Here is a 22,392-nt window from a genome sequence, read left to right on the forward strand (position 1 = left end):
CGTGTGCGGTCCCTGTGCGCGGCGAGCGAAACGCGCTACAAGAACGGCAGGGAATCACATGCCATGACCGCTCACGATCATGCCGCCGCCGGCGGCCAGCTCTCCGACGACCGCGCCGGTGCGATCCGCGACCGGCTGCGCCTGGCCATTGTCGGGCGCAAGCTGGCACCCGGCACCAAGCTGTCGGAGGCCGAGGTTGGCGCCCTGTTCGACGTCAGCCGCACGGTCGTGCGCGCGGCGCTGCAGATGCTGGCCTTCGAGGGGCTGGTGCGCAGCGAGCGCAATCGCGGCGCCTTCGTCGCCAATCCCTCGCCCGACGAGGCGCGGCAGATCTTCGCCTCCCGCCGCCTGATCGAGCCGGGCATCGCCCGCGAGGCCTGCGCCCGCGTCGACGCGGCCGCGCTGGAGCGTTTCGCCGCGCTGATCGCCGAGGAGGCGAGCCAGATCGCCGCTGCCGGACCGCAGGCGCGCCAGGCCGAGATCAAGGCATCCGGAGATTTCCACCTGCTGCTGGCCGAGGTGGCGGGCAACGCCATCCTGCACCGCTTCATGGAGGAGCTGGTGGCCCGCTCCTCGCTGGTGATTGCGCTGTACGGGCGCTCGGATGCTTCCAGCTGCGCCCATGCCGAGCATCGCGGCATCCTCGACGCGCTGGCCGCGGGCGATGCGGACCGGCTCGCCCGGCTGGTCGGCGAACATATCGACCATATCGAGGCCGACCTCGACCTTGCTCCGCAGGGCCGCGCCCCGGCGCTGAAGGATGCGCTCGGTTTCTAAAGCTTCGTCTCGCGCGCCTCGGCCGCCCGCTCCGCCTCGAACATGTAGTCCCGGGTGATCGGCACCGTGTCGATCCGCTTTGCCAGCTGCAGCTGGAACACCGTGTTGGTGCGCCGCCGGAAGCCGACCTCGCACAGCGCCAGATAGAATTCCCACATCCTGAGGAAACGCGCGTCGTAGATCTTCAGAACCTCGTCGCTGCGGGCGAGGAACCGCTCGCGCCAGTGGCGCAGCGTCTCCGCATAGTGCAGCCGCAGGATCTCGACATCGGTGGCATAAAGCCCGGTCTTCTCCACTTCGGTGAACACTTCCGACATCGCCGGCAGGTCGGCACCGGGAAAAATGTACTTGCGGATGAAAGGGTTGATCGGAGCAGGCACGTCCGAATAGCCGATGGCGTGGATCAGCGCGACGCCATCCTCGGCAAGGAGCTCGCGCAGCCTCAAGAAATATTCGAGGTAATGCCGCTTGCCGACATGCTCGAACATGCCGACCGAGACGATCCGGTCGAACGGGCCTGGCTGCTCGCGGTAGTCCTTGAGGTGAAACGACACCCGGTCGCCGGCCGGCGAGCGGGCAGCGCGTGCGTTTGCGTGGGCATATTGCTCCTCGCTCAGCGTCACACCGGTGACCTCGGCACCGTGCTCCTCGGCAAGGTAGAGCGCCAGCCCGCCCCAGCCCGAGCCGATGTCGAGAACCTTCAGGCCCGGCCGGTCGAGCATCAGCTTGGCCGCGATATGCCGCTTCTTATTGAGCTGCGCCTCTTCCAGCGTGTCGTCGGGCGAGCGGAAATAGGCGCAGGAATACTGCCGGTCGCTGTCGAGGAAGAGGTCGTAGAGCGCTGGCGACAGGTCGTAGTGATGGGCGACGTTGCGCCGGGCCCGGCCTATCGGATTGGACTGTTTCAACCGCGCCGTGACGCGCTCCAGCAGCGACATCCAGGGATGGCTGGCCTCCGTCCCGTAGTTGCGGGCAAGCAGGTCGAGAACCTCGTACAGCCTGCCGTCGTCGACCGACAGGCTGCCGTCCATATAGGCCTCGCCGATGCCGAGCACCGGGTTGCGGACCAACTGCCAGTCGGAGGCCTGCGGCGACAGGCGGACGGTTGCGAGCGGCTCCGAGCCGTCGCCCAGAAGATGGCGGCGGCCGGTCCTGTCGACCACGGCAAGGCTGCCGCGGCGAAGGATGGTACGAAGGATGCGCAGGAAGATCATGGGTGGGGCTCGCGCTCATGTGGGTCCGGGTCGGGCCGCCGGGGAGGCGGTCCACATGCACAGGCGAGCGGCGGGAGGACCCGCCGCAGGGCGAGCCTAGCACGCTATCGTTGCAGAGCGAAAGGCGGCCGATGCAGGCCTAGAAACTGGGCGGCGTGCAGGCGCTGACCACGATGCAGGGCTCCGGCCCGACGGCGCGAAAGCGGTGCGGCTCGGTGCTGTCGAAGGCATAGGCATCGCCCGGCCCCAGGATCTTGCGCTGGTCGCCGACCGTCACCTCCAGCCGGCCGGAGATCACCACGCCGCCCTCCTCGCCATCATGCGAGAGCGGCGCGCGTCCGGTATCGGCGCCGGGCTCGTAGCGCTCGTGCAGGATCTGCAGCCGACGGCCGAACAGGTTGCCTCCGACCTGGCGGTAGGAGATCCGTCCCTTGCCGATTTCCTTGAGCTCCTCCGCCTGGAAGAACACCTGCCGCTCGGCACCGGGTTCGAAGGCGAAGAAGTCGGTGAGGCTGACGGGTATGCCGTCGAGCACCCGCTTCAGCGCGCCGACGGACGGGTTCATGCGGCCGGACTCGATCAGCGAGATCGTCGCGTTGGTGACACCGGCACGCTTGGCCAGCGTCCTCTGGGAGAGCCCGTGCGCGGCGCGCAACGTCCGCAACCTGCCGCCGATATCGAGTTCCGCATCGCCGCCGTTAGACATGTTTACGATCCCGAACGTTTTTCTGCTCAGACCAGTAAAAACAATGGCTTGCGAAAATCAAGAAACAGACTGTTTCAGGATGGAAAAAGGGCGCAGGCTGCACGCTGACAAAAAACCGCCAGAGAGGCCGCCATGGACATGCTGGACGACACGCCCCGGGGCAAGAGCAATCGCAAGCTCGACGCCTACTGGATGCCCTTTACCGCCAACCGCCAGTTCAAGGCGTCGCCGCGCATGCTGGTCGGTGCCAAGGGGCTGCACTACACCAGCGACGACGGGCGCGAGATCCTCGACGGCACCGCCGGTCTGTGGTGCTGCAATGCCGGCCACGGCCACACCGAGATCGCCGATGCGGTGCATCGCCAGCTGCTGGAGATGGACTACGCGCCGTCCTTCCAGATGGGCCACCCGCTGGCGTTCGAATTCGCCGAGCGGCTCAAGGATCTGGCGCCGGACGGCTTTGAGCACGTCTTCTTCACCGGTTCGGGTTCCGAATCCGTCGACACGGCGCTGAAGATCGCGCTGGCCTGGCACCGGGCCCGCGGCGAGGGCTCGCGCACCCGCCTGATCGGCCGCGAGCGCGGCTATCACGGCGTCGGCTTCGGCGGCATCTCCGTCGGCGGCCTCGTCAACAACCGTCGCCATTTCGGCACGCTGCTGACCGGCGTCGACCACCTGCCGCACACTCATGCGCCGGAGCACAACGCCTTCTCGCGCGGCCAGCCGGAATGGGGCGCGCATCTTGCCGATGATCTGGAGCGCCTCGTCGGCCTGCACGGCGCGGAGACCATCGCCGCCGTGATCGTCGAGCCGGTCGCCGGGTCCACCGGCGTTCTGGTGCCGCCGAAGGGCTACCTGCAGCGCCTGCGCGAGATCTGCGACAAGCACGGCATCCTGCTGATCTTCGACGAGGTGATCACCGGGTTCGGCCGCCTCGGCACGCCCTTCGCCTCGCAGTTCTTCGGCGTCATGCCGGACATCTTCACCACGGCCAAGGGCCTGACCAACGGCGCGGTGCCGATGGGCGCGGTCTTCACCACCGACCGCATCCACGATGCCTTCATGAACGGGCCGGAAGGCACGATCGAGCTGTTCCACGGCTACACCTATTCGGGCCACCCGATCGCCTGTGCCGCCGGCCTTGCCACGCTCGACATCTACGAGCGCGACGGGCTGCTGACCCGCGCCGCCTCCATCGCTCCGGCCTGGGAAGAGGCGCTGCACGGGTTGAAGGACGCGCCTCATGTGATCGACATCCGCAATCTCGGCCTGATCGGCGGCATCGAGCTCGCCTCGCGCCCCGGCGCGCCGGGCGCGCGCGCCTACGACGTGTTCACGGCCTGCTTCCAGGAAGGCTGCATGATCCGCGTCACCGGCGATGTCATCGCCATGTCGCCGCCGCTTTCCATCGGCGAGGCGGAGATCACCCAGCTGATCGGCACGCTGCGCAAGGTGCTCGAGCGCACGCAGTAAAGCGTAGGCGGGGCGTCAGCCCTAGGACACAGCAGTCGGCCCGGGCACCTCGTCCGGGCCGCCGGCCTCGGCCCACAGCCGCGCCAGCTTGTCCGGATTGCGGACCAGATAGATCGCCTGCACGCGGCCATCGGCGACCTCGACGGCTGTCGCCTGCCGGGTACCGTCCGCCTCCAGGGCAAGTTCCCCGGGCAGTCCGTTGAGCTGCACCCGGCAGCGCCAGGCGGGCGGGCGGCCGAACTTGCGCGCCACGCCGGCAAAGAAACGGGCAATGCGCAGGGCGCCGCGGATCAGGTTGCGGGCCGCGATCTTCTGCCCGCCGCCGTCCGAATGCAGCACCGCGCCTTCGGCCAGCAAGCGGCTCAGCCCCTCGACATCGTTCTGCCGTGCCGCGTTCAGGAAGGCGGACGCCACGGCTTCGTGCTCCTGTTCATCGACGGAAAAACGCGGCCGCGCCTTGCGGATGTTGTCGCGGGCCCGGCTGGCGAGCTGCCGGCAGGCGGCCTCGCTGCGCCCCAGCGAGGCGGCGATCTCGCCGAAGCCGATATCGAAGACGTCGTGGAGCAGGAAAGCCGCCCGTTCCAGCGGCGAAAGCCGCTCCAGCGCCAGCATCAGCGCGAAGGAAATGTCGGAGGCGAAGGTCTCTTCCGGCGGCTCGGCAGGTGCGCCGCCGGCCGCGCCGAGCATCGGTTCCGGCAACCAGGGGCCGTCATAGGCCGCCTGTTCGCGCCTGCGCCGCCGCAGCCGGTCGAGGCAAAGGCGGGTGACGACGGTGGACAGGAACGCCTCCGGCTCCTCGACCGTGCTGCGGTCGGTGCGCTGCCAGCGCAGCCAGGCGTCCTGGACCACGTCCTCGGCATCGGCGCGCAGGCCGGTCATCCGGTAGGCGAGGCCGGTAAGCCGGCCCCGCATCTTCTCGAACGTGTCTACCGCGTCGCTCGCGGCGTCATGCTGCATCGGCCTTGCCCGTTCCCTTGCCTGTTTACCGGGGGTGTTCGCTGCGGAAGCCGACGCCGAGCCGGTTCCAGGCGTTGATGGCGCAAATCAGCAGCGACAGTTGTACCCGCTCCGCTTCGCTGAAATGCTGGGCGATGCCAGCGTAATCCTCGTCCGGCGCGCCGGTTTGCGCAAGCAGCGTCAGCGCCTCGGTCCAGGCAAGGGCGGCCCGCTCGCGCGGCGAGTAGAGCGACGATTCCCGCCAGGCCGGCAGCAGGTCGAGCCGAGTCTGGTCCATGCCGCCGGCCCGGGCGTCGCGCGAATGCATGTGCAGGCAGTAGGCGCAGCCGTTGATCTGCGAGGCGCGCAGCTTCACCAGCTCGACGAGCTCGTGCTCCAGCGCGTCGCCGCGTACCACGGCTTCGAGCGCCAGCATCGGCTTGAGCATGTCGGGGGCGATCCTGAAATAGTCGAGACGGGCAGTCATGGGAGGTCTCCAGTGCGTTGGTGTCGCTCCTGAGACGTTCGGGCCTCGCTCGCTGTGACATGGCTCGCGAAAAAATCTGCTCCGCAGCCGAAACGCAGGATCCTGCGGATCGGCTGGAGCCTGTCCCCGACCTTAGCCTTTCGCGGAAATCGAGACGGATTTTGCAAAATTCCGTCTCGAAATCGCGAAATTTCGAGAATGGCCTCTCGAAATCGCCCAAATCCCGCCGAGGCGCGATGGAGCCGCGATCACGCCCGGGCGGGGCCGGTTCAGGCGCCCGCACGAGCGCGCCTCCGGTTGGCGATAGAAAAATATGATGTCAGACAAGTGTAGATCTTAATTGCTGGGGAAGGGTGGTGGGGCCGAACGGGGAGGTGGGGCCAGGCTGGGGAAGCGGGGGGCGGAGACAGACCGGGGAAGCGGGGAGGCGGAGACAGACCGGGGAGGCGGGGGCGGGTGATGATGAAACACGATGTCAGACAAGCGCGAATCCCAGTTGACCGAACCGGTCGGGAACTGTTGATCGGACTGTTCGGGGAATGCTGGTCGAGCTGGTGGGGGATTAGTTTCTTGCTCTGGCCATTTCTGCCCGCATCCGGCTGGAATCGCCCCAGGTCGAAAGCCAGATCATCAGGTCGGTCAGGCGGCCGATGAGCGGCAGCAGCAGGGCGCGGGCAAGGCCGCGTGCCCGCTGGTTGTTCTCGGCCTCGCGCAGATGCGCCAGTTCCTCTTGCTGGATCGAGGCGATGAGGGCGTGCAGCTGCGGATCACGGTCGGCAAGGAAGGCGAGCTGGTCCTCCAGATGGCGGTGGACGGTGCTCTCCACGGCCTCGGTGCAGATCCACACCGTGTTGCGACCGCCGAGCGCGGTCAGGGCGCCGAGCACATAGCCGCCGAGGCTCCACAGCGACATGATCCGGCAGGGCCGGGCTTCCCGCGCGGGCATCGCCTCGCGAAACAGGCGGCAATGGTCGATCTCGTCGGCGCGCATCTCTTCCAGGGCCGGCACGATGTCGGGATAGAGGCGCCGGGCGACCGCGATCTGGGCACTGTAGATCCGGATCGCGCCGAACTCGCCCGCGTGGTTGACCTTGAGAATGCGGCGGATGGTGAGCTGCGGGTCGCGGATGCCTGGCGATCCGGTCGAGGATCTGGCCGGCGGACTGGTCGTCATCGATGTCGCTCCCCCCCTCGTCGCCGATGCATTCGGCACTCAGTACTGGGCAAGCGGCAGGCCATCGTCAAGGCGAGCGTTGCGCGCATCCCGGCGCGCTTCTCCCGAAACGGCAGCACCCGGCACCGCAGACTTTGCTGCGGCGCCGGGTGCCATGGCGCGGCGATGGGGCGCCGTGCTCTGGCTTCCCGGTGCAGCTCGGAGCCCCGGCTTCCGGGCGCGGGGGTCTCCTTGCTGGCTCGGGTGCCAGTTTTGCGGTGGCGGGCGTCAGCCCGGACGTCAGGCGAACATCAGCCCAGCATTTTCGCGATGACGCGCTCGACCTCGGCGGCGATGCGCAGAAGCTGCTCGTCGCTGCCGAAGGCGCCGGCAAGCTGGACGCCGATGGGCAGGCCGGCCGAATTGACGCCGCAGGGCAGGGTGATCGCCGGCAGGCCGGACTGGTTGAACGGCGTGGTGAAGCGGGTCAGCGCCGGATGCAGCGGCCGCTCGGCGCCGTCGATGATCACGCTGGTCGCGCCGATCTTCGGGGCGGTGGTCGCAATCGTCGGGGTGATCAGCACATCGACATCGGCGAAGGCGGCCTGCAGCGCCTCGCGCTGCACCGTGCGCAGGCGCTGGGCCTTGACGTAGTCGACGGCCGCAAGGAACTGCCCGACCTCGAGCCGCACCCGCACATCCTCCCCGAGCAGCTCGGGATGCTCCGCCAGCGCCTGCCAATAGGCCTGCGAGGCCTCGGCGCTGACCGTCTGGACGTGGATCGGCAGGCAGTTCTCGACCGCGCTCAGGGGCGTCGGGACGATGGCGTGGCCTTCGCCCGCTAGCAGCGTGATCAGGGTCTCCAGGCGGGAGAGGATCTCGCCGTCGACCTCTTCGTAGAAATGGTTGGTCGGCTTGCCGAAGCGCAGGCGTCCGGTCTTCAGGTCGGACGGCGGGACGCAGGTCTCCGGCGTGCGCCCGGCCATCACGGCGAAGAGGAGGGCTGCATCGCGCACGTTGCCGGCAATCGGCCCGACATGGTCGAGCGACCAGGCGAGCGGCATCACGCCCTCGCGGCTGATGCTCTCGTAGCTCGGCTTGAAGCCGGTCGCCCCGCACAGCGCGGACGGCAGGCGGATCGAGCCGGACGTGTCGGTGCCGACCGCCACCGGCGCAAGGCCGGCCACGACCGCACCGGCCGAGCCGGAGCTGGAGCCGCCGATGATGTGGCCCGGATGGCCCGGATTGGCGACGGCGCCGAAATGCGGGTTGATGCCGGTCGCGCCATAGGCGAGCTCGTGCAGGTTGGTCATGCCGCCGATCAGGGCGCCCGCCTTGCGCAGGTTGGCGACGACCGGCGCGTCGTCGTGGTCGAGGCTCGCGGGCATCGCCTTCGTGCCGCCGGTGCGCGGATAGCCGCGCACGAACATGTAGTCCTTGACCGGTACCGGCACGCCGGCGAGCGGGCCGAGATCCTCGCCCTTCGCCGCGCGGTCGTCGAGCTCGCGGGCCTCCTTGCGCACCAGATCGGCGTCGAAGGCGGTGAAGAGGTTCATGTCGGCGGCGGCTTCCGCACGGGCGATATAGGCCTCCGCGATCTCCGACACCGAGACCTCGCCCCGCCGCACGCTGGCGGCAATGGCAAGGGCGGTGCCCGGCGCGCCGTCGCTCAAGGGCACGGCGGCGGGCTTTTCGGCGGCGGCGGGCAGGCCGGCGGTAAACTGCGGCTGGGCATCCTCATGCGGCAGAGCGGCGAACTGGCGCAGCTCCAGCTCGTTGACGCGCAGGCGCTCCTCCCACTGCGGGATGCGGTCCAGATGGCCGTAGTCGCGGTACTGGGCGACGGCGCGAAGCAGTTCCGGCAGGTCCTTGCTCTTCCACATGGGGCGGTTCCTCTCAGCTGGCGGCGGCGGCGGGGGACGTCATCCGGCCTTCGACCAGGAAGTCGTGCAGGTGACGATGGTAGAGGTCCGGCTGGGTCTGCGGGCAGAAATGCCCGCCGGTCGGCAGCGTGGTCAGGACCGCGTTCGGAATGTTCTGCGCCAGCTCGTTCCACAGGTAGCGCGGGGTGATCGCGTCATCCTCGGCGCCGATCACCAGGGTGCGCGAGGCAATGCGCGGCAGCTCGGCGCGGGAATCGAAGTCGAGCAGCACGCCGATGCGGCTGGCGATGATCTCCTCGCTGCCGCTTTCCCCGACTGTCGGAGTGAGGGCCTCGGGCTCCTCGCCGAAATACCAGGGCGGGTAGCGGAACAGGCGGCCGAACTGCTCGTAGGCCTCGAGCCCCAGCCCCTTGAGGACGGCGAGGCGCAGGCCGAACAGGCTGCGGAAATAGGCATCGCCATGCGCCCAGGAGGCGCTGAGCACCAGGTCGCCGACGCGCTCGGGACGGGTGAGGGCCATGGTCTGGGCGATGATGCCGCCGGTCGAATGGCCGACGATGGACGCGCGCTCGACGCCGAGATGGTCCATCAGGGCGAGCACGTCGCTGGCCATCAGCTCGACCGTGTAGTCGCTGGTCTGCGTCTCGCTGCGGCCCGTCCCGCGGTGATCATGCAGGACGACCTGGAAGTCGCGCGCCAGACGCTCGGCCTGGGCGCGCCAGAACTCGCCGACGCCGCCGAGACCGGAGACGAGGAACAGGGGGCGTCCGTGCCCGAGCACCTCGTAGTGGAGCCGCCCGTTTTCGATATCTGCAAAGGCCAATACACACTTCCCGGTCTTGAGATGCCGGGAGCAGCCCGGCGCAATGCTTGCAAGGAACGGCAGCCCCGCGGCCGGGGACACCGGCCGCGGGGAGCGCCTACCGAAGCAGGTTCGGCAGGAAAAGGACGAGCGAGGGGAACAGGATCATCACGGCGATGCGGACGATGTCGGCGAGAATGAACGGCGCGACGCCCTTGTAGATTTCCCAGATGTCGGTGTTCTTCGATATGCCCTTGATGACGAAGACGTTCAGACCGAAGGGCGGGCTGATCATGCCGATCTCGACGGTCATGGTGACGATGACGCCGAACCAGATCGGGTCGAAGCCGAGCTGGGTGATGATCGGATAGACGATCGGCACGGTGAGGATGACGACGGCGGCCGAGTCCATCACGCAGCCGAGCACCAGCATCACCGCGAGGATGACCAGCAGCGTGCCATAGGCGCCGAGATCGGCATCCAGCAGCACCTGCGCGACCTTCTGCGGCGTCTGGGTGATCGTCAGGAAGTAGCCGAACAGCAGGGCGCCGGCGAGGATCGTCAGGATCGCGGCGGCGGTGCGCACGCTCTCGGTCAGCGAGATGAACAGGCGCTCGAAGGAGAAGCGGCGCGAGGCGAAGGCGATGACGATGGCGCCGGTGGCACCGACGGCGCCCGCCTCGGTCGGCGTGAAGATGCCGCCGTAGATGCCGCCGATCACGGTGAGGCAGAGCAGAATGATCGGGCTGAGCCGGGTGAGGCTGACGACGCGCTCGCGCAAGGGCGGCACGATGCCGGCCGGCGCGTCCTCGGGCCGGCGCATCAGCCACAGCCGCGCGGTCAGCATGTAGAAGGCGATGGCGATGATGCCCGGCACCACGCCGGCCATGAACAGCAGGCCGATGCTCTGCTGCGTCAACAGGCCGTAGATGGCGAGCGCGATGGAGGGCGGAATGAGCACGCCGAGCGTGCCGCCGGCGGCGATGACGCCGGTGGCCAGCCGCTCCGAATAGCCGTAGCGCTTCATCTCCGGCAGGGCGAGGCGGGTCATGGTGGCGGCGGTCGCAGCCGACGAGCCGCAGATCGCGGCAAAGCCGCCGCAGGAGGCGATGGTCGCCGCCGCGAGCCCGCCGCGGAATCCGCCGAACCACAGCTGGGCGGCGCGGAAGAGGTCGGCGCTGATGCCCGACGCGACCGCGACCGCACCCATCAGGATGAACAGCGGGATCAGGCCCATCGTGTAGTCGGAAAAGGTCGAGATGACCGAATGGGAGACGAGGCGGAAGGCCGGCTCGAACCCGGTCAGCAGTCCGAAGCCGATGATGCCCGAGCTGCCCATGGCAAGGCCGATGGGCACGCGCAGCGCGCATAGCAGCAGGGTCAGACCGAACCCGAGGAACATCACGAGGTTGGTGTCCAGCATGTCTTGTCTCTCAGGGTCTGAAGTCGGGATCTCGAAACGGGATCGGCAGGGAGCGCGGCCGCCGGATTACAGCGCCGGGTCGATGGGCTGTTCGTCGACGAGATGGGCGGGCGGCCAGATGGCTTGGGCGAGCAGCACGGCGACGGAGGCGAGCGTCCCGAGCCAGGCCGCGAACTGGAAGCCCCAGACCGACAGGCCGAGGTCGATGGTCAGCAGGCCGGCCTTCATCGTGTCGAGCACCTTGAAGAACAGGGCGACCGAATAGATGCCGACGATCACGAGGCTGAGAACGGTGCCGGTGCGCGACAGGATCCTGCGGGCGAGCGGGCCGGCGCGGCCCCAGAACACGTCCAGGCGGATATGGTCGTTGTAGTAGAAGGCGGCGGCCATGCCCCAGCAGACGACGATGCTGAGCAGCATGCGCGAGATCTCGAACTCGTCGGGAACCGGCGTGTTGATCAGGTAGCGCGTCGCGGCCGACACGGAGGTGAGAAGCGCCATGGCGAGCAGCAGAACCGCTGGCACAGCTTCCAGGATGGTCTTCAGAATTCGCATGGCGCTTCTCGTTTTTCAGGTAGAGCCCGAAGCGGGCAGGCGTCAGTAGGCGGCGTCGTACTTTTCGAGCAGCGCCTTCAGGTCGCCGAACACCTTCTCGCCGTCGACGCCCTTGGACGCGACATCGGCGGCCCACTTGGCCTGGACGCCCTTCGCCAGTTCCTTCCACTCGCCGAGCTGCTCGTCGGTGAGCTTGTAGACGTCATGCTCCGGCTTGCCGAGCAGGACCTCGCGGCCCTCGTTCTCGAAGTCGGTCCAGGCGACGGGCAGCTTTTCCGACCAGTCGGCGCTGCAATGGCTGTCGATCACGGCCTTCTGCGCGTCGGACAGGCGCTCGTAGGAGCCCTTGTTGATCAGGATCGCGGTCGCCAGCGAGTAGAGCGTCGTGTCCATGTGGTAGTGCAGGGTGCGGTCGGCGCCGAGCGCCTGGAGCAGCTTCCACGGGAAGGAGATCGCATCGACGACGCCGCGCTCGACGGCCTCGGCCGCATCGTTCGCCGACATCTGGATCGGCGAGGCGCCGCCGAGACGGTAGAGCTCGGCCGCCATCACGTTGGGAGAGCGGATCTTCAGACCGGCAAGGTCGGCCGGACGCTCGATCTTCTTCTTGGCGTGGACGGTGCCGCCGCCGTCATAGAAGGTGTTGCAGACCTTGACGTCGGACATCTCGGTCTCGGCATAGGGCATGTACCACTCGTAGAGGGCACGCGAGCCGCGGTCGTTGGCCGAGACGAGGAACGGGATTTCCGCCGCCGAGACGATGGGGAAACGGCCCGGCTCGATGCCGACCAGGTAGAAGGCGATGTCGACGATGCCGTCGCGTGCCATGTTGTAGTGGTCCTTGGCCGGACCCATCTGCTGCGCCGGGAAAATGTCGATGGCGATGGAGCCGTTCGAAGCCTCGCCGATGGACTTCGCCCAGGGCTCCAGCACGCCGTAATGCAGCGCGTTGTTGGTCGGCAGGTTGTGCGACAGGCGCAGCCTGACCTGCGCGTCTTCCGCCATGCTCGACGTGGTCAGGGCGCAGGCCCCCATCAGCGCGACGGCCAGCGCACCGGTGAACTTCTTGAACTTCCTCATAAGACCCACTTCCCTCTGGTTTGTTGGAAGGCACTCGAACCCTGGTTGTTCCACCCTCGGTTCCGCCAGGCGGGAGTTCCGTCAGGCGAAACAAGTTCCGTTTAGTGGAACTTTTGTATTGCAATGTGGAACAAACTTGTGATGATGAGAGTGCGGACGTCAAGCGCTTTTTGAACGGGCGCCTTGCCAGGGGGAGAGACAGGTGTCGGAGAAGACAGGCGAAGGTCGCGACCTTCTGGAGCGCCAGCTGCAGCTGCTGGAACTGGTCGCGCGCAATCCCGACGGCCTCGGCTTCAGCGGCTTGCAGGCGGCGCTGGACCTGCCGAAAGCTTCCGTGCACCGGTTGATCGCCGGGCTGGTGAAGGCCGACTGCATCGCCGTCGGCGGGCCCGACGGGGACGGCGAGGGCGAGAGCGGCGACGGTGCGGGACGCGGGCGCAAGGTCTACATGCTCGGCAACCGCATCCGCCGCCTGCTCGGCAGCGCCGTCGACCCGCAGCAGATCGTCGCCCTGTCGCAGACGGTGCTGCATCGCCTGGCCGAGGAGTTCAAGGAATCCGCCTTCCTGTCGGTGCTGCGCGGCGACCGCGTCGAGACCGCCGTGCTGGTGACCCCGGCCAAGGACGCGCACGGCTTCGTCAATCCCGGGCGGATCATGCCGGCCCATGCCGCAGCCTCCGCCAAGGCGATCTTCGCCTATCGCGACGAGGCCGAATGGGACCGCATCCTCAAGCAGGACTTGCCCGCGCTGACCGACCTGACGCTGACCTCGCCGGCGGCGGTGAAGAAGGAATACCGGGCGGTGCGCGAGAGCGGCATCGCCTATTGCCGCGAGGAGATCGACCGCGGGCTGATGGGCATCGCCGCCCCGCTGCACCTGCCGCAGATCGGCGTGATCTACGCCGTCTCCATCGTCGGCCCGAGCAACCGCATCCGCGAACACGACGAACAGCAGCTGGAGGCCTCCCTGATCAGGGCGGCCGGCGAGCTGTCGGAAATTTTCACCGCCAATTTGAGGATCGACAGGGCGTGACGGCAAACATTGCGATCATCGGTTTCGGGGGCATCACCCGGACGCTGCTGGCCTCGCTCGCCGGCAACACGGCCGTGCGCGTGAAGAACATCGTGGTCCGCCCCGAGCGCATCGGCGCGCCGGACCACGCCTGGCAGGACGCCCGCTTCGTCGGCTCCATAGGGGAGCTGGATGCGGATGTCGACACGGTGATCGAGGCGGCCGGCCATGCCGGCCTGAGGCAGCATGCGGGCGACGTGGTGGCGAGCGGCCGCCGTCTGGTGCTGGCCTCTTCCGGCGCACTGGCGGACGATGCGTTCCGCAAGGGGCTGGAGGAGACGGCGCGTGAAACCGGCGCGGAGATCCACGTGGTCAGCGGCGCCATCGGCGCGCTCGACGCCCTGTCGACGGCGCAGATCGCTGGCCGGCAGGAGGTCCGCTATACCGGCATCAAGCCGAGCCGCGCCTGGCGCGGAACCCCGGCCGAGCACTGTGTCGATCTCGATGCGCTGTCCGCTCCGACGACCTTCTTCACCGGCTCGGCGCGCGAGGTGGCGCAGCTCTACCCGGCCAATGCCAATGTCGCCGCGACTGTCGCCCTTGCCGGCCCCGGCTTCGACGAAACGACCGTCTCGCTGATCGCCGACCCGGGCGCGGTGATCAACCGCCACGTGGTGGAGGCCGAAGGCGTGCTCGGCAGCTTCCGCTTCGAGACGACCGCGACGCCGTTGAGCATCAACCCGCGCACCTCCGGCACGACGGTCTTCAGCATCCTGTCGTTCCTGAACAGCGGCTCCAACTCGGTGAGGCTGGTGTAGGGGCACCCCCAGTGCTAATTGATAATCTCGCGCAGGATTAAAAGTGAATCCTTGTTTTTGATGGCAATTTTTGCCGCGTCATTAAATATGATCACCCGAGTAAAGCTCTATACATAGCGTCGGTAAACGGATCTATGAATTTTCTTATCTGGTCATATTGGTCTGGTGAAAGTAGATTATAGGGCTCGTTAAGTTCAATCACCTTCTCGAATTTAAACTTCGTCGGCTCTTCCACTGCTAATATGATCTGCATATCCGACGGGAGTTTCGTGGCGATATACTCGATCATTATCGGTAAATTTGTGGCGTCTTGTCCTTGCTGCTGCGGCGAGTCGATCACGGCAGGAATGGAAAACGAACCGTATTCGCCCAGTGAAGTGTGCCAAAGAGCCGCGTAATACGCCAATATAGATCTCGGGCCGCCGCTTCCGGAAATCTTTGGGCGACGATTTAGATTCATTTTACCGGTTTCAACGGACGGCATATTAAGTGATTTTAGAGCAATATCATAATATTTTCGAAAATCGGAAAGAATGGAGTTCGACCGCTTTCTATTGGTTAGCTCGCTAAGCCGCCGGTTTAACTTGTCAATTGCCGTCACTAAAGGATTAATCTTTACTTCGAGCTCGCTCAGCTCGGCCTCGAAGGCCGCAAATGCAGATTCGGCACCCATGGCTCGAACAACGTCGTTTAGCTTGAGGTCGCCGCGTCGCGTTTCAAGAATATTTGAAATTTTCCTATAGTTATCATCAAGAGATCTGAGGCGATCTTTGGATCCCTCCAGGGTACGGCTTATCTTTAGATGATCATTTTTGAGTTCAACAGCGAGATTTCGAAGGACACGCGCGTCTTCAGAATACCGCAGGAGGTCCATGAATGTTTTGCCGTGTTCGGCGTGACAAACTGGGCAGACGAGTACATTGTGAGGCTCGGTCTGAAGAAAAGAAGAATCGCTATCGTACTGAGACAGAGCCTGATGTGCCATTTTAATTTGAAGTTCGAGGCTTTCGGCAGTTTCTCTTTCGCGTACTATATTATTTCTGATTTCCTCTTGTTCAGAATTTATTTCATTAATTTCTATTGTCAGGCGTGCAATGTCTTGTTCAAAGACCTCTGGCATTGTCTTTGGGCCGTCCAAAGGTACGGTCCTGCCAAACCGATCCTTGATCGTTTTGATGACTTTCTCCTCGCCCCTAAGTTCAGAAAGGTCCTTCTGATGGACTAGCTTCTGCGAATTGAGGTCATAGTATTCAGGTGGCTTAACGCCTGTGAAGTATTCAAGAACTGGGCCGATCGGCTTTTGATACTGTTGCAAATTGTCAAATGTTGACCAATCAGACAGCCAGCTCCCATCTTGGTTAATATAAAATGGTAAGAAGAACGTTCTCGCGTCGCCAGTCACCGATTTTAATTTTCGGTCTGTAAGAATCAAATTGAATCCAACCAACTCTGCAAAATTGCGGCCCCAATCGGTTGCGTTGGCGGAGGTGAAATTGAGCCTTCCCTGAGCGTCGAAAAGCCCACGATTGTTGCGTTGCTGAACGACGTAGTAGTCTACGCCATCCACGGAAAATTCCACCAGCACCGTGGTGTCCTTATTCCATCGATCGAGTTGGCCGGCGGGAAAGGCCCCGAGAGCAGTGAAGAGGGACTTAATCAGACTCGACTTGCCGGTGTGGTTCATCCCGACCAACAACGTCTTTTTCGGACTGAAGCTCTCTGATCTGGCTGTCTGCTCGCTGTCTGAGAGCAGCCATATACTTTTGAATTTGAAGGTTTTCATATGACTTTGTCCGCAGGCTTCTGACGAGGCGCACTAGCTCGGGTCCACGCATTGCTCAACCGCTTTCAGTAAAAAATGAGCTTGAAGTTCAACTTCCTTTGTCGCCGGAAACTTCTCGCGTAGATGTTTTGTTCCTCGTTCGAAAATTGGCATTAAACGTGCCTCAAATTGTTCGTTTTTCAGCAGGGCATCACAGCACATCGAAATGTCGACATCATCGGGCAGCGGGCTTCCGAATATTTTTCGACTTAATATTGCAGTTATTGAAGCACGTATTTGTGTAATTTTCCAAAATTCAATTCCTTCATTTTTTAATTGATCCAGCCAACTGTTAAGATAAAATTCAATGTCAGGTGTCTTGTGAAGGTCGCTTAAAGCTGCGTTTAACTGCTCTAAGCTGTATCCGTGCCTCGATTTTATCTCTTCTATTGTTGTGGTCTTCGCGGTTTTCGCCCCAAGGGGGGCGAGCTTGGCCAATAAGCTCTCGACAAACGACCGCGCCTGCCCAGCATGTGGCGGACTCACCTTATGAAGATAATTATGTACGACCCCTATTGTATAGGTCTGGGCGTCGTCTACAGGGATGTTGACCTTCTCGATCAAAACTCTTGATAGATCGGCTTTCATGCCGCTTGGCGTTTGTACCGAGTCTAGTGCGGCCTGAAGCAAATCGGCGAGGTGCGGGGCTAGTTCGGAAAGTGCGATGGCGGTGGACGTTGCGACGTTGCCGCCTGAAGATAACTCTAGGTTACACCCTGCGTTGGAAATAAAGCATCCTGAAGCTTCCAAACTCTTAAGGCTAGCGAGTGAGGCAAATATCTTTCCGAGTGGACTGTCGGAAATTCCAGAAAGAGGTTTAGGTTTCTTTTGCTTAACCTTGATTTTTTTTGATGGGTCATTAGGAGTGTGCAGATTCGTGAGCATAGTCCACGTCCACTCCATCCGGTCTTTCTTTTTGACTTGAAATACTTCGATGGTCGACGGCGTGTTGGGCGAATCTAATATCGCAATATCTTGAACGACTTCAAAAAGCACAAGAAAGTCGGGCGTGTCCTTTTCTTTAAGGGAAAACATCTTGACGATGGCCCAGTTTTTCTGAAATTCAATGCCTTTTTGATTGTGCTTTCCGCCGCTCTCAGAGGCATCGGAGTTATTCATTGCAAGAACGACTTCGTCTAACATTGTGGTCAAATAAAATTTCCTCCCCGCCATATTCAAATTAATCTAGAGCCATAATCTGTCTTGGGTCAAGGAGCTCCTTGCTAAGTACTAGATGTGGGAGGTCGGAAATTGATGAAGCCGCTGTTAAATTTCTCGAATTCGTCGCAAAGCCAAAAGGGTGACCAACCACGGTTATGTGATGCTGCCTCAGCGAACGCTCAAAGCACAATTAGAAGTCTTCAGCGGGTATCCCGACGTCTGGTTGGATCACGTACAGCAGAACGCCGCTTTCTGTGCGCCCGCTCACCCCTCACCACCCACCCACGCTACACAACCCGGCGGCGGGTGGTATAAGGCCGGTCACGCGCAGAAGCGCGGTGGCCCGGCCGACAGAGAGGTGCGGGCCGGCGATCCGGGTTCACGATGCTCAATTTGACCGCCTGCCGCTATTTCCTGGAAGTCGTGCATCTGGGCTCGATCCGCCTGGCGGCGGACCGTCTGCACGTTTCGCCCTCGGCGATCAGCCGGCAGATCGCCAAGCTGGAGCGGGAGTTCGGCGAGCCGCTGTTCGACCGGCGCGCCAACGGCGTGCAGCTGACCGAGGCGGGCACGCTGGCGGCCGAGCATTTCGCCTCGATCCTCGGCCAGATCGACCTGATCCGCGGAGAAATGTCCGACCTGCGCAAGCTGAAGTCGGGCAGCGTCTCCATCGCCACGGTCGACGGGGTGACCGACCCTTACCTGTCGGAACAGATCCTGGCGTTCCGCAAGCGGTTCCCGGCGGTCGAGTTCCGCATGCGGATCCGGGGACGCGAGCGCGTGCTGGAGGCGCTGGAAAAGCGCATCTGCCAGGTCGGCTTCGTCTACGACCACTTCTCGCATCCGATGATGGAGATCGTCGGCCAATGGCGCCAGCCGCTGCTGGCGCTCGTGCCGCCCTCGCACCCGTTCGCCGACGGGCGGGCAGTGAAGCTGCCGGACATCGCCGACTGCGACTGCGTGCTGCCGGACGACAGCTACGGCATCCATCACCTGGTGAACCGGGCGTTCCGCAAGTTCGGCGGCAAGCCGAAGGCGATCATGGTCGCCGACCAGCTGCACTTCCTGATCCGCCACGCGATCAGGTCCAACGCGATCGTCTATGTGCCGCTGCAGGCGGCCCTGCGCGAGGTCGAGGCGGGCGAACTCGTGCCGCTCAACCTTGCCTGCGGGGACTTCGAGCACCGCTTCATCTACGCGATCGTGCGCCGGGACCAGCGGCGGTCGCCGGCCTGCGACGCGTTCATCGCCATGCTGACGTCGAGCTTCTCGAAACACGAGAAGGCCGACGCCACCATGCTGAAGCGGCTGAGAGCTGCCCAGGCCTGAATATCAGACCTGAGAGTGGGGCCTGAAGATCGGGCCCGCGCCGAAGACCTGAAGATCAGGCGTGCAGCTCGACCGTGAGATCGGCCTCGACCGGCGCGTTGAGCCCCAGCTCATGCTGGGTGAGTGCGGCGCGCGCATGCTTGCCGCTCTCCTCGCCCCACAGCTCGACGAAGAGATCCGAGGCGCCGTTGAGGACCAGATGCGGCTCGGTGAAGCCCGGCGCGCAGGTGACGTAGCCGATCATCTTGACGATCCGCTTGACCCGGTCGAGATCGCCCAGCACCGCCTTCATCATGGCCAGGTGGTTGATCGCCATCAGGCGGGCCGAGGCATAGCCTTCCTCGATGGTGAGGTCGGAGCCGACCTTGCCGACATAGGGCAGGACGTCGTTGTCGTTCTCGTCGGGCCGGGTGCCCAGCGTGCCGGACGTGAAGAGGAGATTCCCGACGACGACGCCGGGCAGGTAGTTGCCGATGGGCTTGGGCCTGCGCGGCAGGACGATTCCCATTTCCTTCAGACGTGCTTCGGTCGCATGCGGCATGAACGTGCTCCAGGATTAGGCGTTGACCGATGGCAAACTAGGCAAAACCGATGGGGCTGAGTGTGCGTTGACAGCAACGCAGTGTTGCCATGTCGGCAACGAATGACCTAGGGTAAGGTTCGATCAGGGGCTGAATTAATATTATAATACATATATTTAGTCGAATGTGAGCCGCCGCGACCCCGCGCGGCGGTGCTGCGCCGCAGCGAAGAGGCGAGTGGTCGCGCCCCGGTTTTCTCGTAATGTCCGGCTTGAGTTTCACGAGCAGGGGCCAACAGGGTGCAGTCACAATCTCTGGCAATGATCGCGGCGGATCTCCGCGCCGGAAAGGTGCGGTCCTCCGATCTCGTGAGCGCGGCCGCGCAGCGCCATGCGGCGAGCGAGCCGGTGCTGAACGCCTATCGGACCTGGGCCGGCGACCGGGCCAGGGCCCAGGCGGCAGCGCTCGACACGCTGATCGCCTCCGGCATCGATCTCGGCCCGCTGATGGGCATTCCCGTCTCGGTCAAGGACCTGTTCGGCGTTCCCGGCCTGTCGACCCATGCGGGCACCAATGCCGCCTTCCCGAAAGAGTGGCAGGCCGCCGGCCCGGTGGTGAAGGCGCTGCTGGCGCAGATGGGCGTGGTGACCGGCAAGACCCATACGGTCGAATTCGCGTTCGGCGGCCTCGGCACCAACCCGCATGCCGGCACGCCGGTCAATCCGTGGTCGTCGCGCGAGACCCCTCGCGTCCCCGGCGGCTCGAGCTCGGGCGCCGGCGTGTCGCTGGCGCAAGGGTCGGCGCTGCTGGCGCTGGGCACCGACACGGCCGGCTCGGTCCGCATTCCCGCTTCCTTCACCGGACAGACGGCGCTGAAGATCACCCATGGCCGCTGGTCGCTGGACGGCATCGTCCCGCTGTCGCCCTCGCTCGATACGCCGGGGCTCCTTGCTCGCACGGTTGCGGACCTGGCCTATGCCTTCGCCGCGCTGGATCCTGAGGCGGCGGGACCGGTTGCCGCAAGCGACCTTGCCGGCCTGCGCATCGGCGTCGTCCGCAACACGGTCTGGGACGATATCGAGCCGTCGATTGCCGAGAACACCGGCCAGGCCTTGCGGGTGCTGGAAAAGGCCGGCGCGCAGCTGAGCGACGTGACGCTGGCCTGTACCGAGGAAGCGCTCGCCATCTTCCGCGCCGGCGGCCTGGCGGCGGCGGAGCTGCGTGCGTTCCTCGAGCGCAATTTCCCGGAGCGGATCGCCCAGCTCGACCCGGCGGTGATGGCGCGCGTCGAAGCGGTCAACGACCTGACCGCCTCCGACTACCTGCAGCGCGCGGCGAACCTTGCGCAGTACGGCCGGACCGCCGCGCAGGCGTTCGAGACCGTCGACGTGCTGGTCTCGCCGACCATTCCGGTCACTGCGCCGACCATCGCCGAGGTGGCGGATCCCGAAACCTATCGAAAGGCCAACATGCTGGCCCTTCGCAACACCGCGCTCGCCAACCTGTTCGGCTGGTGCGCGGCGACACTGCCGACCGGGCTGGATGCCAACGGCATTCCGTCCGGCCTTCAGATCATGGCGCCGCCGATGGCGGAACGTCGCCTGCTGGCGGCGGCCCTGGCCATCGAGACTGCCATCGGATCCGGGCCCGAAATGCTCGGGAAAGCACCGCTGGCCTGACCCCTGTTTACATTGCCAGCCCCCTTGGAGGAGAGACCTATGAAAAACCTGAGCAGAGCGATCATTCTCGCCGTCGGCGCCACGTTCGCCGGCGCGGCCCATGCCGCCGACTTCACCTTCACCTTCGCCCACGTCCTGACCGAGGACACGCCGAACGCCCGCGCGGCGGTGGTCTTCAAGGAAGAGGTCGAGAAGAACTCCAACGGCCGGATCGAGATCAACATCCGCCCGGCCGCGCAGCTCGGCGGCGACGTCGAGATCATCGAGCAGACGCAGATGGGCCTCGTCCACATTGCGATCCCGCCGACCGGCAACCTCGCCAACTTCAACGAGCAGATGTACCTGTTCGACCTGCCGTTCCTGCTGAACGACAACGCCGCGATGATGCGCGTTCTCGACGGCGAGGTCGGCACCGAGCTGCTGGCGACGCTCGACGGCAACAACCTGCACGGCATCGCCATGTGGGGCGCCGGCTTCCGCCACATGACCAACAACATCCGCCCGATCAACGGTCCGGCCGATCTCGCCGGCATCAAGATGCGGACCCTGCAGGCCCCGACCATCCTGTCGACCTACCGCGCCTACGGCGCGAACCCGACCGCGATGGCCTATGTCGAGGTCTATAACGGGTTGCAGCAGGGCGTCATCGAGGGCCAGGAGAACCCGCTCGCCAACATCGCCTCGATGAAGTTCTACGAGGTGCAGAAGTACATGACCCTGACCGGCCATGCCTACCACACCTATGCGGCCGTGATGAACAAGCAGGCCTGGGAAAGCCTGCCGGAAGACCTGCAGACCGTGATCGCGGACGCCATGATCGTCGGCCGCGACGCTGCCCGCCAGTTCACCAACGAGGACGAGGCCAAGACCCTCGACGCGATCAAGGACCAGATCGAGATCCAGTCGCTGTCCGACGAAGGCCGCGCGGCGTTCATCGAGGCTTCCAAGCCGATCTACGACGAGTTCCGCGACAAGGTCACGCCGGCTCTGATGGACAAGGCGATCGCCCTCGCCAAGGGCGAGTAAACCACGAAGAAGAGGGTCGCGGCATGATCACCTGGTTGAACAGGCTGGTTGACGTCATCGAGAACACGCTGGTCAGCGGGTTGATATTGACCGCGACCCTCGTCGCCATCGCGCAGGTCATCGCGCGCTACGTCTTCAACAATTCGCTCTACTGGTCGGAGGAGGTGGTTCTCTACGCCTTCATCACCATGAGCTTCCTGACGATGGGCATGGGCGTGCGCTACGCCTCCCATATCAGCGTCGAGGCGATCTACGCCTTCGTGCCGGAAAAGATGGTCCGGCCGCTGCAGATCGGCGCCGCCTGCCTCGGCCTGATCTTCGCCGGCGTGGTGCTGTGGTACGGCAGCAAGCTGGTGATCAACACCTCGCGCATGGGCCAGCTCTCGCCGGCCCTGCGCATTCCCGTCGGCTACATCTATTCCGTCATCCCCTTTGCGGCGGGACTGATGATCACCCGTTATCTCCTGGTCCTGCAGGAACTCGTGTTTGGGCGCGCCTACACGCCGCCCGCCGTCGACATCAAAACGAGCTGAGG

Annotated in this window: 21 protein-coding genes; 8 read left to right on the plus strand and 13 right to left on the minus strand. The window is 64.5% G+C overall.

Features of this window, described 5'->3' with window-relative positions; translation table 11 throughout:
- The first annotated feature begins 63 nt into the window (after window positions 1-63).
- On the plus strand, window positions 64-777 hold the full coding sequence (locus BBX35_RS18080) for a GntR family transcriptional regulator (protein WP_067223048.1): 714 nt from the start codon (window positions 64-66) through the stop codon (window positions 775-777).
- On the opposite strand, the gene BBX35_RS18085 is transcribed toward BBX35_RS18080, so the two are convergent.
- Both BBX35_RS18085 and BBX35_RS18090 read right to left on the minus strand, forming a co-directional pair.
- Window positions 774-1,991 carry a class I SAM-dependent methyltransferase gene (locus BBX35_RS18085; protein ID WP_067223051.1) on the minus strand — a complete coding sequence of 406 codons (1,218 nt, stop codon included), beginning with the start codon at window positions 1,989-1,991 and terminating at the stop codon, window positions 774-776. The two genes, BBX35_RS18080 and BBX35_RS18085, sit on opposite strands and share 4 nt — an antisense overlap.
- A gap of 139 nt (window positions 1,992-2,130) precedes the next feature.
- A complete protein-coding gene (locus BBX35_RS18090) occupies window positions 2,131-2,697 on the minus strand; it encodes a cupin domain-containing protein (RefSeq protein WP_067223052.1) in 567 nt (188 codons plus the stop codon).
- A gap of 138 nt (window positions 2,698-2,835) precedes the next feature.
- Between BBX35_RS18090 and aptA the strand changes: the two genes are divergently transcribed.
- Window positions 2,836-4,170 carry an omega-aminotransferase AptA gene (gene aptA / locus BBX35_RS18095; RefSeq protein WP_067223947.1) on the plus strand — a complete coding sequence of 445 codons (1,335 nt, stop codon included), beginning with the start codon at window positions 2,836-2,838 and terminating at the stop codon, window positions 4,168-4,170.
- Window positions 4,171-4,191: 21 nt separating this feature from the next.
- Here the strand turns inward: aptA and sigJ are convergent, their stop codons facing one another.
- The 8 genes from sigJ to BBX35_RS18135 form a co-directional block, all read right to left on the minus strand.
- Window positions 4,192-5,127, minus strand: a complete 936-nt coding sequence (gene sigJ / locus BBX35_RS18100; RefSeq protein WP_067223055.1) for an RNA polymerase sigma factor SigJ — start codon at window positions 5,125-5,127, stop codon at window positions 4,192-4,194.
- Window positions 5,128-5,152: 25 nt separating this feature from the next.
- Window positions 5,153-5,593, minus strand: coding sequence for a carboxymuconolactone decarboxylase family protein (locus BBX35_RS18105; RefSeq protein WP_067223057.1), 441 nt, complete (start codon window positions 5,591-5,593; stop codon window positions 5,153-5,155).
- Window positions 5,594-6,155: 562 nt separating this feature from the next.
- Window positions 6,156-6,767, minus strand: coding sequence for a demethoxyubiquinone hydroxylase family protein (locus BBX35_RS18110; protein ID WP_067223059.1), 612 nt, complete (start codon window positions 6,765-6,767; stop codon window positions 6,156-6,158).
- A 290-nt stretch (window positions 6,768-7,057) separates the two neighbouring features.
- Window positions 7,058-8,629: an amidase gene (locus BBX35_RS18115; RefSeq protein ID WP_067223061.1), complete on the minus strand. Its 1,572-nt coding sequence runs from the start codon at window positions 8,627-8,629 to the stop codon at window positions 7,058-7,060.
- Window positions 8,630-8,642: 13 nt separating this feature from the next.
- The gene (locus BBX35_RS18120) at window positions 8,643-9,452 is read right to left on the minus strand and encodes an alpha/beta fold hydrolase (RefSeq protein WP_067223064.1); all 810 of its coding nucleotides are present in this window, start codon (window positions 9,450-9,452) and stop codon (window positions 8,643-8,645) included.
- Between the two features lie 97 nt (window positions 9,453-9,549).
- Window positions 9,550-10,851, minus strand: coding sequence for a TRAP transporter large permease (locus BBX35_RS18125; RefSeq protein ID WP_410176329.1), 1,302 nt, complete (start codon window positions 10,849-10,851; stop codon window positions 9,550-9,552).
- Between the two features lie 69 nt (window positions 10,852-10,920).
- Window positions 10,921-11,409 (minus strand): TRAP transporter small permease, encoded by a 489-nt coding sequence (locus tag BBX35_RS18130; protein ID WP_067223069.1) that lies wholly within the window; start codon window positions 11,407-11,409, stop codon window positions 10,921-10,923.
- 42 nt (window positions 11,410-11,451) lie between these two features.
- Window positions 11,452-12,489, minus strand: a complete 1,038-nt coding sequence (locus BBX35_RS18135) for a TRAP transporter substrate-binding protein (RefSeq protein ID WP_083206418.1) — start codon at window positions 12,487-12,489, stop codon at window positions 11,452-11,454.
- Window positions 12,490-12,691: 202 nt separating this feature from the next.
- Here BBX35_RS18135 and BBX35_RS18140 point away from each other — a divergent pair, with 202 nt between their 5' ends.
- Both BBX35_RS18140 and BBX35_RS18145 read left to right on the plus strand, forming a co-directional pair.
- Entirely contained in the window at window positions 12,692-13,522 is an 831-nt protein-coding gene (locus BBX35_RS18140; protein ID WP_067223072.1) for an IclR family transcriptional regulator, read from the plus strand.
- Window positions 13,519-14,319: an aspartate dehydrogenase gene (locus tag BBX35_RS18145; protein WP_067223074.1), complete on the plus strand. Its 801-nt coding sequence runs from the start codon at window positions 13,519-13,521 to the stop codon at window positions 14,317-14,319. Before BBX35_RS18140 ends, BBX35_RS18145 begins: the two co-directional genes overlap by 4 nt.
- Before the next feature lie 91 nt (window positions 14,320-14,410).
- Here the strand turns inward: BBX35_RS18145 and BBX35_RS23470 are convergent, their stop codons facing one another.
- Window positions 14,411-16,102, minus strand: coding sequence for an AAA family ATPase (locus tag BBX35_RS23470; protein WP_141687892.1), 1,692 nt, complete (start codon window positions 16,100-16,102; stop codon window positions 14,411-14,413).
- Between the two features lie 33 nt (window positions 16,103-16,135).
- Complete coding sequence (locus BBX35_RS23115; protein ID WP_244271673.1) at window positions 16,136-17,284, minus strand: dsDNA nuclease domain-containing protein; 1,149 nt, start codon at window positions 17,282-17,284, stop codon at window positions 16,136-16,138.
- A 402-nt stretch (window positions 17,285-17,686) separates the two neighbouring features.
- On the opposite strand from BBX35_RS23115, the gene BBX35_RS18160 reads away from it, so the two are divergent.
- Window positions 17,687-18,631, plus strand: a complete 945-nt coding sequence (locus BBX35_RS18160; RefSeq protein WP_067223080.1) for a LysR family transcriptional regulator — start codon at window positions 17,687-17,689, stop codon at window positions 18,629-18,631.
- A gap of 55 nt (window positions 18,632-18,686) precedes the next feature.
- On the opposite strand, the gene BBX35_RS18165 is transcribed toward BBX35_RS18160, so the two are convergent.
- Window positions 18,687-19,172, minus strand: coding sequence for a RidA family protein (locus tag BBX35_RS18165; RefSeq protein ID WP_067223083.1), 486 nt, complete (start codon window positions 19,170-19,172; stop codon window positions 18,687-18,689).
- A 279-nt stretch (window positions 19,173-19,451) separates the two neighbouring features.
- Here BBX35_RS18165 and BBX35_RS18170 point away from each other — a divergent pair, with 279 nt between their 5' ends.
- From BBX35_RS18170 to BBX35_RS18180, 3 genes are read left to right on the plus strand one after another with little or no spacing between them, the layout of a single operon-like run.
- A complete protein-coding gene (locus tag BBX35_RS18170; RefSeq protein WP_208979874.1) occupies window positions 19,452-20,831 on the plus strand; it encodes an amidase in 1,380 nt (459 codons plus the stop codon).
- Between the two features lie 39 nt (window positions 20,832-20,870).
- Window positions 20,871-21,857 (plus strand): TRAP transporter substrate-binding protein, encoded by a 987-nt coding sequence (locus BBX35_RS18175; protein ID WP_067223088.1) that lies wholly within the window; start codon window positions 20,871-20,873, stop codon window positions 21,855-21,857.
- A 23-nt stretch (window positions 21,858-21,880) separates the two neighbouring features.
- Window positions 21,881-22,390 carry a TRAP transporter small permease gene (locus BBX35_RS18180; RefSeq protein WP_067223090.1) on the plus strand — a complete coding sequence of 170 codons (510 nt, stop codon included), beginning with the start codon at window positions 21,881-21,883 and terminating at the stop codon, window positions 22,388-22,390.
- Window positions 22,391-22,392: the final 2 nt, after the last annotated feature.

The sequence above is a fragment of the Stappia indica genome (genome assembly GCF_001696535.1).
Lineage (GTDB): Bacteria > Pseudomonadota > Alphaproteobacteria > Rhizobiales > Stappiaceae > Stappia > Stappia indica.